The following is a 15020-nucleotide window of genomic DNA, read 5'->3' on the forward strand; positions in this document are numbered from 1 at the left end:
TTGCAGCGCGGGATGTGCTCCGCCGGAGGGCGGTAGCGCGAGGCGGACGGAGATGGCCACGGAACCCGCCGCCGAGGACGACCATGCGCGCGGCGCTGCGGATTGTCCGGCTGGCGCACCGTCATATGACCCGAAAGGGGGCGGTCCGTTCCCCGGGGGTCCGACCGGAAACGGCCCCAACACCCGTGGCCCGTGGCAGTCTCTGGGGCCGGAGCGGCCCACGCTCCGGCCCGGTGCCGGTTCCGCAGGAGGAGACGTCCATGGCAGAACACAGCCGTCGCGAGGTGCTCGGCTATCTTCTGGCGGCCCCGACCCTGGCCGTCGGCGTCCGGATCGGGGCCGACGCGGTCGCCCCGCAGTCCGCCGAGGCGGCCGTGCCGACCCTGCCCCAGCCGGAGAACCTGTTCGACCTGGGGGACATGCAGAATCTGGCGGCCGCGCCGACGTCGGGCCTGATCGCGGTCCAGGTGCACACCGACGGCACGGCCTCCTTCGCCGTGCCCCGCGCCGAAGTCGGCCAGGGCATGACCACGGCCGTCGCGATGATGATCGCCGAGGAGATGGACCTGCCGCTGGAGACGGTCCGGGTCACGCTCGCCGACGCCCGGCCCGAACTGCTGATGAACCAGCTGACCGGCGGGTCCAATTCGATGCGCAGCATCTATCTCCCGGTCCGCACCGCGGCCGCGGTGGCCCGTCAGCGGCTGGTCGCCACCGCCGCCGCCCGGTGGGGGGTGCCGGCCTCCGCGCTGATCACCAAGGACGGCGTGATCAGCCACGGCACGGCGCACAGCGCCACCTACGGCTCGCTGGCGCAGGCGGCCGCCACGACCGTGACCACCGCCCTGACGGCACGGCTCAAGTCGCCGGCGGAGTTCACGGTCCTCGGCACCCCCCAGGGGCGCGTCGACGCCCTCGCCGCCGTCACCGGCCGCAAGAAGTTCGGGATGGACCTCAACGTCCCGGGCGCCAAGCCGGCCATGGTGCGCAGGCCGCCCACGATCAACGGCACGGTCGTCGCCGTGCACAACGCCGACGCCGTCGCCCGGATGCCCGGCATCACCGACGTGGCCACGGTCTCGCACGGTGTGGCGGTGCGCGGCGAGACGTTCGGGCAGTGCATCGACGCGCTCCGGGCGCTCGAGGTCACCTGGGGCCCCGGCACCGTGGACCGGGAGTCGGACGAGACCGTCCTGGCCAAGCTGAAGGCCGCCGCCCTGCCGATGGCCGTACCTCCCCTGCTCGCCAAGACGATCGACGCCGAGTTCACCTTCGCGTTCGCCAGCAACAGCCCGCTGGAGCCGGACAACGCGATCGCCGACGTCCGCGCGGACCGTGCCGAGATCTGGGCGAGCCTGAAGGTGCCGATCGTGGCCCAGCGCGAGATCGCCGCCCAGCTCGGTCTTCCGCAGTCGGCCGTGACCGTGCATGTGGTGGAGGGCGGCGGCTCCTTCGGCCGGCATCTCTTCCACGACGTGGCGGCCGAGGCCGCGGAGATCTCCCACAGGATGGGCAAGCCGGTCAAGCTCTCCTGGTCCAGGACCGACAACTTCCGCCAGGGCCGCACCCATCCGATGTGCGTCTCGCGGGTGAGGGCGACGTACGCGCTGGGGCAGGTCCTCAGTTACGAGCAGCGCCACACCAGCGCGCGGACCGACTTCGGACACGGTCTCGGCGAGATGATCACCTCGACGGCGGCCAAGCTGCCCGTCGTCGGCAATCCGACCTTCGCCCAGACGATCTTCGCCCTGACCCAGTCCTCCCCGTACCACTTCGGGGTCACCACGCAGCTCCTCGACGAGGTGCCGCTGAAGTTCAACACCGGCAGCATGCGCAACATCTACTCGCCGAACGTGGCCTGCGCGCGGGAGCTCGTCGTCGACCAGCTCGCCAGGAGGATGGGCAAGGATCCCGTCGCGTTCCGCCGCGAGTTCCTGCGGGACGAGCGGCTGCGGGCCGTCCTGGACAAGGCGGCGGAGGAAGGCGAATGGGGCAGGTCGTTGCCGGCCGGGGTGGCGCAGGGCATCGCGCTGCACGGCGAGTACCGCGGCGCGGTCGCCACGCTCGTCGAGATCGACTGCCGGCCCGAGACCGTGAACCGTAAGGTGCGCGACGGCGTCACCGGCCCGCGCGTCACCCGGGCCCTGATGGTCGTCGACGCGGGCTTCGCCATCAACCCGCGGGGCCTGGAGGCCCAGATGGCGGGCGGGCTGAACGACGCCCTGGCCATGGCCCTGACCTCCAGCCTGCACATCAAGGACGGCCTCCCGCTGGAGGGAAGCTGGGACAACTACTTCTACACCCGGCAGTGGAACACCCCACTCGATCTGAAGGTCGTCGTCATGCCGACGACCACCGGCAAGCCGGCCGGGGCCGGCGAGCTGGGGGTGGCGCCCGCGTTCGCCGCGATCGCCTGCGCCTACGCCCGCGCCACCGGCACGCTGCCGACCAGTTTCCCGATCAACCACGGCACGCTCGGCTTCGATCCGCTGCCGCGCGACCCGTCGACCCCGCAGTCGCCGACCGACGGTCTCGACCGTGTCCACTGACCCGTTGCCCCCGCACTGACCCCGTAGGAGCGGTTTCCATGGCCAGCCACACCTTCAAGCTCAACGGCGAGGACGTCACCGTCGAGGCGGACGACGACATCCGGCTGCTGTGGGTCCTGCGTGACCTGCTCGGCGTGACGGGACCGAAGTACGGCTGCGGACTCGGCGTCTGCCAGTCGTGCACGTCCCACATCAACGGCAAGGCGTTCAACCCCTGCTCGGTGCCGGTCTCCAGGATCGGCCCCGACGACGTGATCACCACGATCGAGGGCCTGCCCGCGACCGTCGGCAAGGACCTCCACCCGATGCAGGAGGCCTGGCTGGAGCTGGACGTCTCGCAGTGCGGCTACTGCCAGCCCGGCCAGATCATGACCGCGGTCGCGAAGGTGCGGCAGGCCGCCGCGGCGGGCCGTGAGATCACCGACGCCGACCTGGACGAGATCCGCAACATCTGCCGCTGCGGTACGTACACGAGGATCCGGGAGGCGATCAGGGCGGGGGCCGCGAAGATGCGCGAGGGCGCGTAGCCGGCCCCGGGTGCGGCGGCCGTACAAGCGTCAACCATCAAGCGGGGCGGGGAAATCCGGGGCGATCGGCCGTGATCCCGTTTGCCGCCCGCCCCGCCCGGAGGGACGATGAAGGGGAGCCCTGGCTGATTCCCACGATGTCCCACCTGGGGGCCGGATGGCGAGAGTCCCGCGCGGCGTCGTCGACGCGGGTGGCAGGCAAGCCGTCGTACACGACCGGGAAGGCGCTCTGATGGCGCTGGACCTGACGAACGGCGCCGTGCTCTGGCACCACGCGCCGAGCCTGCGGCCCTGCGCACTGCTGGCCGGTACGGTCGTCGCGGTGCGGATCACGCCGTCACCGACGCTGGTCGTCGTCCTGCTCGACGCCGCGACCGGGCATGACCGCTGGGAATCGGAGCCGGTCGCGCTGGATCCCTGGGTGCGGTGCACCCTCGACGACACACCTGATTTCACCCTGCGCACCGAGACGGACGAGGCCGCGGACGCGGTGCTGATCCACTGGCACGCGCGCGGCTCGTACCGCGGCGGCGCCGCGCCGAGCCCGGAGGTGCTGGCCGCGGCCGCGCGCGAGGCGCGCGGCGTCCTGCGGGTCGATGTGGTGGGCCCGTCGGTGGACGCCCTGCGGGAGGCCGAAGCCGCCGCCGAGCCGGAGGCCGCGGCGGCGGACGCGGAGGCCGAGTCGCCCGAGCCGCCGCCTGCCGCCGATGTCCTGGACCGCGGCCAGGTCGGCGACCAGCGGCTGGAGCTGGCCTTCGAGCCGGACTCCGGGGCCGTCGTCCTGCGGGCGGTGGACCCGCCGACGGCCGCGGTGCGATGGGCGGTGGAGGTGGACCACACGACGAAGCGACGGGCGCCCAAGCTCCCGCCCTAGCCCGACCCCCGCACGAACCCCCCTTCCAGAGGCATGTCATGACCATCTCGGACGAACAGCTGGCAGAGGCCAAGCACATCAGCGTGGAGCAGGTGCAGTTGCTGCGCGAGGCCCGGGGCACGACGAACGACACGCTGGAGACCCTGTCGGACGCCGCGGTGCGCAAGGCCCTGCGCCGTCTCGACCAGCCCGACGCGCCGACGGCCCGTGGACTGTTCCGTGTCGATCAGGAGCGCGGCGACGACGGCACCGTCAAACCGCATGCCCTGGCCCAGGCGTTCCGGCAGGCCGAGACCCTGCTGACGCGTGTGTCCGTCGGGACGATGACCGCCGGCGTGCCCACCGGCCCCAACGGCCATCGGACCCGAGGGGGACCGGCCCCCACGGCGGGGATGGAGCTGGCCACCTGGGAGTGGCTCGGCCCCGGCAACATCGGCGGACGTACCCGCGGACTGGTGATCCATCCCCAGCAGCCGCTCAAGATGTGGGCCGTCAGCGCCGGCGGCGGCGTGTGGCACACCAAGGACGGTGGCGCCGAGTGGCGGCCCGTGGACGACTTCCTGGAGAACCTCGCCTGCGGCTGCATCACGATGGACCCCTCCACTCCGTCCACGATGTACGTGGGAACGGGCGAGGCGTTCCGGAACATCGACGCCATCCGGGGCAACGGCATCTTCGTCACGACGGACGCCGTCGACTGGACGCCGATCCTGGCGACGCAGACCCCGGACTTCCAGTTCGTCAGCCGGATCGCGGTGTCGCAGTCCGGGAAGGTCCTCCTCGCGGCCACCTCGACCGGGCTCTTCCGCTGTGCCGACCCCGCGCGGGCGACGTGGACCCAGGTCCTTGACGTCCCCCTCGGCGACGTCCGCTTCGATCCGTCCGACAGCAAGAAGGCGGTCGCCGGGGCGCTGCAGGACGGAGCCGCCTGGTTCAGCCGGGACGGCGGCATGAGCTGGCAGCTCGCGGTCGGCGGCCCGTGGATGGGGCGCGTCGAGCTCGCCTACGCCGCGAAGGACCCCGACATCGTGTACGCGTCCGTGCAGATGACCACGGGCCAGATATGGCGGTCGGAGGACGGCGGCGCGACCTACCGGCGCCGGCGGACGCTGTCCCCGGACGGTGTGGTGGCGGACTACCTCGCCAACGACCAGGGGTGGTACGACAACACCATCTGGGCGGGGGACCCGACTGACTCGGATCTGGTGCTGGTCGGCGGCATCAACCTGTGGCGGAGCACGGACGGCGGCGACCATCTGGCCGAGATCAGCACCTGGTTCGAGCCCCGCTCCGTCCACGCGGATCAGCACGCCATCGTCTCCCACCCCTCCTACGACGGACGCACCAACAGGACCGTGTTCTTCGCCAACGACGGCGGGGTCTTCAAGGCGGCCGACCTGGCCGTGGTGGGAAGTGATCCGGGGGGTCCCCCGTTCACCATCGGCTGGACGGAGCTGGTCAACAACTACGGCGTCACCCAGTTCTACGGCGGCGCGGGCCACACGGGCAGCGGCAAGATCATCGGTGGTGCGCAGGACAACGGCTCGCTCGTCTTCGACCCCGCACTCGGCCCCCAGGGCTGGCGGCAGTTCTTCGGCGGCGACGGGGGCTGGTGCGCCGCCGACCCGACGAATCCGAAGGTCTTCTACGGCGAGTACACAAATCTACAGCTCCATCGCAATACGGACGGCGCCGTATCCAACGACGAGTTCGGAGAGACCTTCATCAGCGGGAACGTCTTCATCCCCGGGCAGGGGTGGACCTGGAAGCCGGTGCCGTTCCGCATCACGGACGCCATGAACGGCAACGCCGGCGCCCTCTTCATCGCACCCTTCGTCCTCGATCCGAACAACGAGAACCGGATCCTCGCCGGTGGCCTGTCGCTGTGGCGGACGAACAACGCCAAGGAGCCGACCACCTTCACCAGAGGCCCCCGCTGGGATGCGATCAAACCCAGCACGGGATCGAAGATCAGCGCGATCGCGGTGGCCCCCGGTGACTCCGACCATGTGTGGGTGGGCCATATGAACGGCATGGTCTTCCGTACCACCAACGCCACCGAGACGACCCCCGCGTGGGAGCGCCGCGGAATCACCGGCCCCAGTCCGCTGACCCCGCGGCGCGCCTGCCTGTGCATCACTGTCCACCCGACGGACCCGGACACCGTGTACGTCGCCTTCGGCGGGTACGAGCGCGGAAACCTGTGGATGACGACGGACGGCGGTGCGCGCTGGACCGACCTCGCCACCACGCTGCCACCCGCGCCGATCCGGGCTGTCGCCATCCATCCGCGGCAGACCAAGTTCGTGTACGCCGGAACCGAGGTCGGGCTGTTCGCCAGCGAGAACGCCGGGGCCAGCTGGTCGCCGACGAACGAGGGGCCGACGAACTGCTCGGTCGACGATCTGTTCTGGATGGACGAGACGCTGGTGTGTGTGACGCACGGGCGCGGAATGTTCCGGATCGACCTGTCCACGGTCCCGTAGCCCCGGGCCCGGTCAGGGCCTGATCCCCGGGGATCCACCTACCGGACGGCCCCCCGCGGCGCCTCCGAGAGCGGCATGACAAGCTGCTGAGCAGTTTCTGTTATCCGCACGGAGGCGTCGCGTCTCCTGAGTGTCGGAGGAGTCGGGCCAGAGTTCCGGGGAGAGTGGACACAGCGTGAGCAACCAACCAGAGGCCGCGGTCATCAGGGCGGCACAGGCCGGGGACCAGGAGGCCCAGGACCGGCTGGTGGCCGAATACCTCCCGCTGGTCTACAACATCGCCGGACGGGCCCTGAACGGGCACCCGGACACCGACGACGTCGTGCAGGAGACCATGGTCCGCATGCTCAGCGGCCTGGACGGGCTGCGCAGCCTGGACAGTTTCCGCAGCTGGCTGGTGGCCATCACGATGAACCAGGTTCGCGGCCACTGGCGGGACCAGTCGGGGGCGATATCCACCGGCCGCGGCCTGGAGGACGCCTACGACGTCGCGGACCCCGGCGCCGACTTCGTCGACCTCACCATCACCCGGCTGGGGCTCTCCGGCCAGCGCCGGCAGGTCGCCGAGGCCACCCGCTGGCTGGACGAGACCGACCAGGCCCTGCTGTCGCTGTGGTGGCTGGAGGCCGCCGGCGAACTGACCAGGGCGGAGGTCGCCGCCGCGATGGAGCTGTCCCCGCAGCACACGGCGGTACGGGTGCAGCGGATGAAGGCCCAGCTGGAGGCGGCCCGGGTGGTGGTCCGCGCGCTGGCCGCCGACCCGCGCTGCGCCCTGCTCGACTCGATGGTCGCCCAGTGGGACGGTGAACCCTCCGCGCTCTGGCGCAAGCGGATCGCCCGCCATGCCCGCGGCTGCACGGTCTGCTCCGGCCACTGGTCCGGGCTGATACCCGCCGAGGGCCTGCTCGTCGGTCTCGCGCTGGTGCCGGTGGCGGCCCTCGGGGCGGGCGCGCTGGAGTCGGGCGCGCTCGGGGCGGGCGCGGCGACCGACACGCTCACCACGGTCGCCTCCCACGCCCCGCTGCCCGGCGGCCGGGCGGTGCTGCGCCGCGAGCGGTCCCGGCGCCGCCGTCGTACGACCGTGGTCGCCGCGGCTGTCGCGGCGCTCGTCGTCGGCGGTGGGACGGCCCACCTCCTCACCACCCCCGAGGACGGTGAGAAGGAGGCGGCCCCGGTGGCCGCCGTGCCGCCGCCGGCCTCCCCGGCGCGCGCGATCCAGTCCCAGCCGCCCTCCCCCACCCCGACCCCCACGCCGTCGAAGAGCCCCACGCCGAGCGCCACGCCCTCCCCCTCGAAGACGGCCCGTCCGTCGCCGAGCCCCACCCCGTCCAAGACGACGGCGAAGCCGACCCCGAAGCCGGCGCCGCCCGGGGAGGCCTCGACGGGCGACGCGCAGAAGGTCGCGGAGCTGGTGAACGCCGAACGGGCCAAGGCGGGCTGCGGCCCGGTCCGTACCAACAGCAAGCTGGCCACCGCGGCCCAGCGCCACTCCGCGGACATGGCCGCCCGCGACTACTTCGACCACACCAGCCCGGACGGCACGGACCCGGGCGACCGAATCACCGCGGCCGGGTACCGCTGGAGCACGTACGGCGAGAACATCGCCCGCGGTCAGCGCACCCCGTCCCAGGTCATGGACTCGTGGATGAACAGCTCCGGCCACCGGGCGAACATCCTGAACTGCTCCTTCAAGGAGATGGGCGTCGGCATCCACGAGGGCTCCGGCGGCCCCTGGTGGACCCAGGCCTTCGGCACCGCGCTCTGACCGCGCTCTGACACCTCCGGGCCCGGCCCGGCTGCGTAACTGGCTGGCACGACCAACGGTACGCAGCCGGGCCGGGGGCTCCCCTCCCCCAACGGGCGTACTCCGAGCCGGATTCGGCCCGGTGGCGGATTGACGATGTCCGCTCGGCAGCACAATCCCCCTGGCCATGGACGTCGTGCAGTTGGGGGGATCGACATGGAACCGATCGCGGTGGGCGCCGTCGTGGGGCTGCTGGCCTCGTACGCCCAGCAGCTGGCCCAGGGGATGCTGGACACCGCCGTCACCGAACGGCTGCGGGGACTGTGGGACACCGTCGCCGCCCGGTTCGGGCGGGGCACGGACGGCGAGGACGCGCTGCTCCTGCTGGGGGCACAGCCGGAGGAGGAGCGGCGGCGGGAGGCCGTCGGGCAGCGCCTTCAGGAGGCGGTCGACACGGACCCGGAGTTCGCGGCGGCGCTCGCCGCGCTGGTGCGGTCGCTGGAGGAGAAGTCCGGGGATCCGGCCGGGCGGCACCTGGAGAACGTGGGTGTCGCGGCGATGGACCAGGCGAAGGTGGACATGCGCGGCCGGTACGTGGCCGGGGGCAGCGTGCACGTGGGCACCGACAACACCACGACGCCTCCCACCACCCCGGCCGAGGACGGCTGAGCGCCGTGCGGGGCCCGGCGGGCCGTGGAGCGGCGGCGGCCGCCCTGGCTGTCATCGTGGCGTGGCTGCTGATCGTCTCGTGCGGGGGCCCGGACGGCGGGCGCTCGCCAGAAGGACGCGGGTCCAGCGGCCGGGTGTCGAGCGGGCCGGGCTGGGCGCCTGGGTCGTCGGCGGGAGCGGCTGGGCCCACGGGATCGGCGGACGGTACGGCGCCGGGGTCGTCGGCCGGGGCGACGGAGGGCACGGGGACCACGGGAACGTCCGTCGGTACGAACAGCTCGACCGGGTCCGCGGGTCCGGCCGGGCCGAGCGGCGGCACGGGGACGAGCGGCTCCCCCGGCGGCCGTACGAGCGCGGGGCCGACGACCGGCGGGCCCACGTCCGGCCCGCGTACGACCGCACCCGGCACCGTCCGCCCCACCAGCCCCACCGCCCGTCCCAGCAGCCCCGGCGGCGGGGGCGGGCCCGGCAAGCGCTGCGGTGAGATCCCGCCCACCGGCGACATCGGCGGCCGCCGCCGTCAGAAGGTGGTCTTCCCGGCCCTGGGCACCCACCACACACACCCGCACACCAGCGCTCCCCTGCGGGGCTGCGCCACCTCCGGTCTGAGCGTCCGCTACACCGTCGACCCGAACGCGAATCCGGCCAACTGCGAGCTCCTGCCGGAGGGGCGCCCCACGCGCGTGCAGCTCATGGGGAACACGGGCGGCTGCACGATCATCGCCGACCAGCCCGGCGACGGCACCTGGGCCCCCGCACCGCCCGTGCGGCAGCAGTTCCGGGTGACCTGGCAGCCCGTCACGCTCTCCTGGGCCGACCCGCCGTTCGACATGCGTTACCCGGGCAGCGCCACGGTCAGGGTCCGGGTGAAGAGCCCCGACCCGTTCCACGGCTACCTCTCGATGAAGGCGAGCGGGGCGTGCTCCTTCGCCGACGACGAGGAGGCCCATCCCGCCGTCGCCGGGCAGAGCCTGGTCCCGGTACGGGTCGTCCTGCGCGATCCGGGGCCGGGCGGCGGCGGCTGCACGCTCAAGGGCGACGTGGTCTCCGACCACACCGTGTCGAGCCCGCTCACCCCGCGTACCTACCGCGTGATCGGCGGGGCGAGCCGGAGCCCGCAGACGAGCTCGCCCAGCACGGCCCGGTCGCCCTCCCCGCGATGAGCCGATTCGGGCGGCAGTTCCGCGACATCGGCACACTCGCCACCGACAGCGCGCAGGTCCACATGGAGGGCCTGATCGTGGCGGGCCGGGACGTCGTCATCGACAGGGTCCTGCTCCAGTACATCGGCGGGACGGCTCCGGCGGGCCCCGCGTCCGGCCCCGGGGCCGATGCGGCGTGCCCGTATCCCGGGCTCGCGCCGTTCGGCCGGGAGGCGGGGGAGCTCTTCCACGGCCGCGCCGAGGAGACCAGGCGGGTCCTCGGGCTGCTGAGCCGCACACCGCTCAGCGCCGTCGTCGGCTCCTCGGGCAGCGGCAAGTCGTCCCTGCTCACCGCCGGGGTGGCGCACGCGCTCGGCGGGGGCGAGCTGCCGGGCAGCGCGCGGTGGACCGTGCGGCTGGTCCGGGCGGTGGGAGAGCTGCCGGTGGAGCAGCTGTGCGAGGCCCTGCGCGGCGCGTACGAGGAGGCGTGCGGGAAGACGCGACACGCGCCGGAGCCGCTGCCGTCGCGGGAGCCGGAGCCGCTGCCTTCGCCGGATGTGCGGCTTGGGTCGCTGCCGTCGCCGGAGGCGCTGCGGGCGGATCCGGGACTGTTCGGGCGGGTGTCGGCGCGGCTGGCGGAGCTCACCGGGGAGCGGGTGGTGTGGCTCCTCGACCAGTTCGAGGCGTATCTCGCGCCCGATCTGCCGGCGGCGGACGCCGTCTGTGTGGCGCGGGCCGTGCTGTCCGTACGGGACGCGCCGGGCGTCCACGCGGTGGTCGCGCTCCGGACCGATCTGAGCCATCGACTGGAGGCGGTTCCGGAGCTGGCGCGGGTGGTGGCGGCGCACCGGTACGTACTGCCGCCGCTGGCGGGCCCGGCGCTGCGGGATGCGGTGTGCCTGCCGGCGGACGCGGCGGGGATGCCCGTGGAGCGCGCGCTCGTGGACCGGATCGTCCAGGACGCCGACGGCGGCCCCGGAACGCTCCCGCTGATCGCGTACGCGCTCCGGCTGATGTGGGAGCGCGCCGGCGGCGCCGGTCTTTCGCTGGCGGCGTACGAGGACATCGGCGGAGTGACGGCCGCGCTGGACCGGGGCGCGCAGGAGGTGTGGGGCGGCTACGACGAAGCGCAGCAGGAGTGCGCCCGGCGTGTGCTGGTGCGCTTGGCGCATGTCGGCGGCGGGGAGCGGCCGACACGCCGGATGGTGCTCGTCCGGGACCTGGTCACGGACCAGGACGACGCGCGGGCCGTGGTCGCCGTCGTGGAACCGCTCGTCCGCAAACGCCTCTTGGTGGTCGGGGAACGCGAGGGCCACGCGACGGTGGTGGTGGCCCATGAGGTGCTGCTGGAGAAGTGGGGGCGGCTGCACGACTGGCTGGTGACGGCCGACCGGCCGGCCAAGGAGCTCCAGGACGAGCTGATCGCCGCGACGGCGCGGTGGCTGCGCCGGGACAGGAGCGACGCGTTCGTGCTGCCGCCCGGTCAGATCCGCCGGGTGGAGGGGCTCGACGCGCGGTGGTGGCCGCTCACGCTGCATGAGCTCGCATTCCTGGCGGCGTCCCGGCGTGTCGAGGAGCAGGCTCGGCGCACCCGGGAGCGGGTGGGGGTGCTGACCCGCCGCTGGGTGGTGACGGGGGTGTGTCTGGCGCTCGCGGTGGTGGCGGCGGGCGCGCTGCTGTGGGCCGCGTGGGTCGCGGAGCGGGCGAGGGTCGCCGCCGAGGGGCTGCGGCTGTCGGCGCAGGCCCGGTCGGCGGCCGGGGAGCGCAGGGATGTGGCGGCGCTGCTTGCGGGCGCGGCGGTCCGGCGGGACGACTCGCCGGGCACCCGGGCCGCGTTGATGGACGTACTGTCCGCCCCGGGTGGTCAACTGGCCGTGCACCGGCCGGTGTTCGGTCCGGCCGTGCCTCATGTCCTGGCGCCCGCCGCGGCCGGTGAGGGGACGGTGGTCCTCGGCTGTTCGGACGGGACGCTGCGGCGGGTGGACCCGGTGACGGGCCGGGAGCGGGGGGTCGTGGCGGGCCGGCACCGCGACGGTGTGTCGGCCGTGGCGCGGGGCGGCGGGCTGCTGGTGTCGGGGGACGCGAGCGGCGGTGTGCTGGTGCGGCCGGCGGCCGGAGAGGGACCTGTGGTGCGGGTGCGGCTGCCGGGGTACGCGGCGGTCTCGGCCGTGGCGGTGGACGCCGGGGCGGGCGTGGTGCTGGCGGGCGACCAGGACGGCAGGGTGGCGCGCTGGACGGTGCGGGGCGCCGCGCTGCCGGGACTGACCCTGCCCGCCGCGGTGCGGGCGATCGTGGTGCACCGGCCGGGCGTCGCCGCCGTCACCACCGCGGCGGGCCAGGTGCTGGAGGTCCCCACGCGCGCGGGGAGCGTCCGGCCGCTGCCGGTGGGGCCGCTCGGCGTGGGAAGGGACAACGCGGCGGTGGCCGTGCCCGGCGGCGGTCTCGTCGTGGTGGACGGGGCGGCCGTCCACCGGTGGGCCGGGGGCGCGGGACCCGTGTCGGCGGACGCGCCGGGAGCCACCGCCGTCGCCGCGGTGGCCGGGACGGTGTACGTCGGGGACGCGACGGGCAAGGTCCGCGCCTGGACGGCGGACGGGGCGCCGCGCCCGTACGGCGAGGTGTTCACCGGCCCGCGTTCCGACGCCGTGACGGCCGTGACGACGGACGGGGCCCTGCTGTCGGCGTTGACGCGTGAGGGGCGTCTGGTGGTCTGGGATCTCACCGTCCGCCGCTCCCCCGCCGCGCGTCCGCAGCCGGCGGCGGCGGGCCGGGAGGTGACGGCGGTGGCGTACGGCCCCACCGGCACGCGGGCGGTCGGCGACAGCGCCGGCGCCCTGCACCTGTCCGGCGCAGGGCCGCACGACGGCGCCCGTCTCGATCTGGCCGGTGGCGGGATCCGCGGGCTCGTCTGGACGGGCCCGGACACGGTGGTGGCCGCGACGGCCGACGGCGCCCTGCACGGTGTGGACCTGCCGACCGGTGAGGCGGAGGTCCTGACGAGCCGCCGCACGGCGTTCCGGGGCCTGTGGGCGGCGGGCGACGGCACGGTCCTGGCCGCCTGGGACGATCAGGTGCTGCTGCGCGCGCCGGACGGTACGAGCGCGCCGGTGCGGGGGTTCTCCGGCTCAGGCGTGCGTACGGCCGCGCTCGGCCCGCACGGCGAGGTCGCGCTCTCGTACGGCTCGGTCACCGAGCCGCGGGTCCTGCTGTGGGCGGGCGACGCGACGAGGACCACGCCGCGTGAGGTACGCACGGACCACCGGCTGTTCGTGGCCTCCCTCGCCTTCTCCCCCGACGGCCGCACGCTCGCCACCGGCGGCGACGACCGCACGGTCGGCCTGTGGGACGTCCGGGACGGCGCGCCGCGCGGTGGCCCGCTGACCGGCCACGGCGACACGGTGCGCGCGCTGGTCTGGTCGGCGGAGGGCCGGCTCGCCTCGGGCGCGGAGGACGGGACCGTACGCCTGTGGGACACCCGCTCGCCGGAGCCGGGTCTCGGCCTGCCTTTGCGGTACGCCGACGACCGCCCCGTCACCGCGCTCGCCGCTTCACCGGACGGCCGCGAACTGGCCTCCGCCAACGGCCCGTTCACCGTGGTCTGGCCGTTCGATGCGGGGGCCTGGACCGCGCTGGCCTGCGAGGTCGCGGCCGATGTGCGCCCGGGGCCGGACACGGCCGGCTTCGGGGCGGGAGAGCGACTGGAGAACGTCTGCTGAGGGCACGACCGAGACGAACGTATCGGCCACTCGCGACTTTCGGTGACTGCCCGGCGGGGTCCGCGACCGGCATGGTGAAGGTCGACAACACGGATCGACAGCGGGGGTACGGGCATGAGCGGGACGCGGACGGAACGGCGGTTCTTCATCGAGCAGCAGCTGACGCCGATGGCCAATCGGTACGAGGTGCGGGCGGCCGCTCCCGACGGCGGCGAAGGGGAGATCGTGGCCTTCGCCCGTCAGAAGCGGCTCGCGCTCAAGGAGAAGGTCACCTTCTACACCGACGAGTCGGCGCGGCAGGTGCTGTTCACGTTCAAGGCGCGGCAGGTCGTGGACCTGGGGGCGACCTATGACGTGGAGGACGCGGCCGGGCAGCCGATCGGCCGGTTCCGGAAGGACTTCGCCGCCTCCCTGCTGCGCAGCACTTGGCATCTGAGCCAGTCCGGCACCGCGGAGGAGTCCACGGGCCGGGAGCGCAATCAGGTGGTGGCCGTCGTCCGCCGGGTGTGGTCGTTCGTCCCGTTCCTCGACTTCGTGCCGTTCGCGTGGCCGTACCACTTCGACTTCACGGAGGCGGGCCGGCCCATCATGTCGGTGGACAAGCGCCTGGGTCTGCGGGACCGCTACATCCTGGACATACCGGCCCAGGACCTCGACCACCGCCTCGCGATCGCGCAGGCGGTGGCCCTCGACGCACTGCAGTCCCGCTAGGAGGGCAACCCCTAGACGTCCAGGGGGCCGGGCGCGGGGGTCTGGTCGCCGTCCGCGCGGTCGCCGTCCTTGGACGAGCTCGGGAACATCAGCCACGAGCTCGCGGTGATCAGGAGAACGGAGCTGAGGCCCAGACCCATCCGGAACAGCCGCATGCCGCCCGACCAGTCATGGGGTGCGCCGAAGACGACCCAGAAACCCAGCGCTATACCGACAAGCAGGACGACCGTCGCACAGACGCGACGCAACACAAGACTCATAGGATCATGATCGCAGCCGTTCGGGCGCTCCGTCACCCTCCGGCCACGGGACGGACCTTCACCCGTGAGGCGGGCTCCTGGTGGCCGCCGCTGGCGATCATGCGCACCTCACCGTGGTCGCCGATCTCCGCCTGCACGATCCCCGTGTCGTCGGCGTAGATCGGGTGGCCTCCGGGGCCGGTCCGGTCGGTGCGGTGCACGAGAACCACGTCCTCGCCGCCCGGTACCGCCTGGTCGGGGCCGGCGAATACCAGTTCGTACCTGCTGTCCCGTCCCATCCCGGCCTCCTCGCCACCCGATGCCTTCCGGCGGGTTCGTCCACCACTGGGCGAATGACTCCTC

12 protein-coding genes are annotated in these 15020 nt (G+C 73.6%); 10 read left to right on the forward strand and 2 right to left on the reverse strand.

The genetic code is table 11. From position 1 onward, the window contains the following. Nucleotides 1-260: 260 nt before the first annotated feature. The 10 genes from ACZ7LT_RS08615 to ACZ7LT_RS08660 all read left to right on the forward strand — a co-directional run bounded on the left by ACZ7LT_RS08615 (nucleotide 261) and on the right by ACZ7LT_RS08660 (nucleotide 14418). Complete coding sequence (locus ACZ7LT_RS08615; protein WP_471235247.1) at nucleotides 261-2549, forward strand: molybdopterin cofactor-binding domain-containing protein; 2289 nt, start codon at nucleotides 261-263, stop codon at nucleotides 2547-2549. Between the two features lie 38 nt (nucleotides 2550-2587). Further along, nucleotides 2588-3076 carry a (2Fe-2S)-binding protein gene (locus ACZ7LT_RS08620; RefSeq protein ID WP_471235248.1) on the forward strand — a complete coding sequence of 163 codons (489 nt, stop codon included), beginning with the start codon at nucleotides 2588-2590 and terminating at the stop codon, nucleotides 3074-3076. 157 nt (nucleotides 3077-3233) lie between these two features. After that, on the forward strand, nucleotides 3234-3950 hold the full coding sequence (locus tag ACZ7LT_RS08625) for a hypothetical protein (protein WP_471235249.1): 717 nt from the start codon (nucleotides 3234-3236) through the stop codon (nucleotides 3948-3950). A gap of 38 nt (nucleotides 3951-3988) precedes the next feature. Beyond that, on the forward strand, nucleotides 3989-6436 hold the full coding sequence (locus tag ACZ7LT_RS08630) for a WD40/YVTN/BNR-like repeat-containing protein (protein WP_471235250.1): 2448 nt from the start codon (nucleotides 3989-3991) through the stop codon (nucleotides 6434-6436). A gap of 175 nt (nucleotides 6437-6611) precedes the next feature. Then, nucleotides 6612-8201, forward strand: coding sequence for a sigma-70 family RNA polymerase sigma factor (locus ACZ7LT_RS08635; protein WP_471235251.1), 1590 nt, complete (start codon nucleotides 6612-6614; stop codon nucleotides 8199-8201). A 195-nt stretch (nucleotides 8202-8396) separates the two neighbouring features. Next, nucleotides 8397-8849: a hypothetical protein gene (locus ACZ7LT_RS08640; RefSeq protein ID WP_471235252.1), complete on the forward strand. Its 453-nt coding sequence runs from the start codon at nucleotides 8397-8399 to the stop codon at nucleotides 8847-8849. Between the two features lie 61 nt (nucleotides 8850-8910). Further along, the gene (locus ACZ7LT_RS08645) at nucleotides 8911-9333 is read left to right on the forward strand and encodes a hypothetical protein (protein WP_471235253.1); all 423 of its coding nucleotides are present in this window, start codon (nucleotides 8911-8913) and stop codon (nucleotides 9331-9333) included. A 43-nt stretch (nucleotides 9334-9376) separates the two neighbouring features. Further along, nucleotides 9377-10012: a hypothetical protein gene (locus ACZ7LT_RS08650; protein WP_471235254.1), complete on the forward strand. Its 636-nt coding sequence runs from the start codon at nucleotides 9377-9379 to the stop codon at nucleotides 10010-10012. Then, a complete protein-coding gene (locus tag ACZ7LT_RS08655; RefSeq protein ID WP_471235255.1) occupies nucleotides 10009-13707 on the forward strand; it encodes an nSTAND1 domain-containing NTPase in 3699 nt (1232 codons plus the stop codon). The genes ACZ7LT_RS08650 and ACZ7LT_RS08655 overlap by 4 nt, the downstream gene beginning before the upstream one ends. Before the next feature lie 114 nt (nucleotides 13708-13821). Continuing rightward, the gene (locus tag ACZ7LT_RS08660) at nucleotides 13822-14418 is read left to right on the forward strand and encodes an LURP-one-related family protein (protein WP_471235256.1); all 597 of its coding nucleotides are present in this window, start codon (nucleotides 13822-13824) and stop codon (nucleotides 14416-14418) included. 11 nt (nucleotides 14419-14429) lie between these two features. Here ACZ7LT_RS08660 and ACZ7LT_RS08665 read toward each other — a convergent pair whose 3' ends face one another. Continuing rightward, nucleotides 14430-14678: a hypothetical protein gene (locus ACZ7LT_RS08665; protein WP_471235257.1), complete on the reverse strand. Its 249-nt coding sequence runs from the start codon at nucleotides 14676-14678 to the stop codon at nucleotides 14430-14432. 32 nt (nucleotides 14679-14710) lie between these two features. Next, nucleotides 14711-14956, reverse strand: a complete 246-nt coding sequence (locus ACZ7LT_RS08670; RefSeq protein WP_471235258.1) for a DUF6296 family protein — start codon at nucleotides 14954-14956, stop codon at nucleotides 14711-14713. Nucleotides 14957-15020: the final 64 nt, after the last annotated feature.

Source organism: Streptomyces sp. NPDC039465 (assembly GCF_055639315.1).

Excerpts from the sequence above, each read along its gene's own strand:
- ACZ7LT_RS08615 (WP_471235247.1), top strand. The coding sequence starts at position 261 with ATGGCAGAACACAGCCGTCGCGAGGTGCTCGGCTATCTTCTGGCGGCC.
- ACZ7LT_RS08620 (WP_471235248.1), top strand. The coding sequence starts at position 2,588 with ATGGCCAGCCACACCTTCAAGCTCAACGGCGAGGACGTCACCGTCGAG.
- ACZ7LT_RS08625 (WP_471235249.1), top strand. The coding sequence starts at position 3,234 with ATGGCGAGAGTCCCGCGCGGCGTCGTCGACGCGGGTGGCAGGCAAGCC.
- ACZ7LT_RS08630 (WP_471235250.1), top strand. The coding sequence starts at position 3,989 with ATGACCATCTCGGACGAACAGCTGGCAGAGGCCAAGCACATCAGCGTG.
- ACZ7LT_RS08640 (WP_471235252.1), top strand. The coding sequence starts at position 8,397 with ATGGAACCGATCGCGGTGGGCGCCGTCGTGGGGCTGCTGGCCTCGTAC.
- ACZ7LT_RS08655 (WP_471235255.1), top strand. The coding sequence starts at position 10,009 with ATGAGCCGATTCGGGCGGCAGTTCCGCGACATCGGCACACTCGCCACC.
- ACZ7LT_RS08660 (WP_471235256.1), top strand. The coding sequence starts at position 13,822 with ATGAGCGGGACGCGGACGGAACGGCGGTTCTTCATCGAGCAGCAGCTG.
- ACZ7LT_RS08665 (WP_471235257.1), bottom strand. The coding sequence starts at position 14,678 with ATGAGTCTTGTGTTGCGTCGCGTCTGTGCGACGGTCGTCCTGCTTGTC.
- ACZ7LT_RS08670 (WP_471235258.1), bottom strand. The coding sequence starts at position 14,956 with ATGGGACGGGACAGCAGGTACGAACTGGTATTCGCCGGCCCCGACCAG.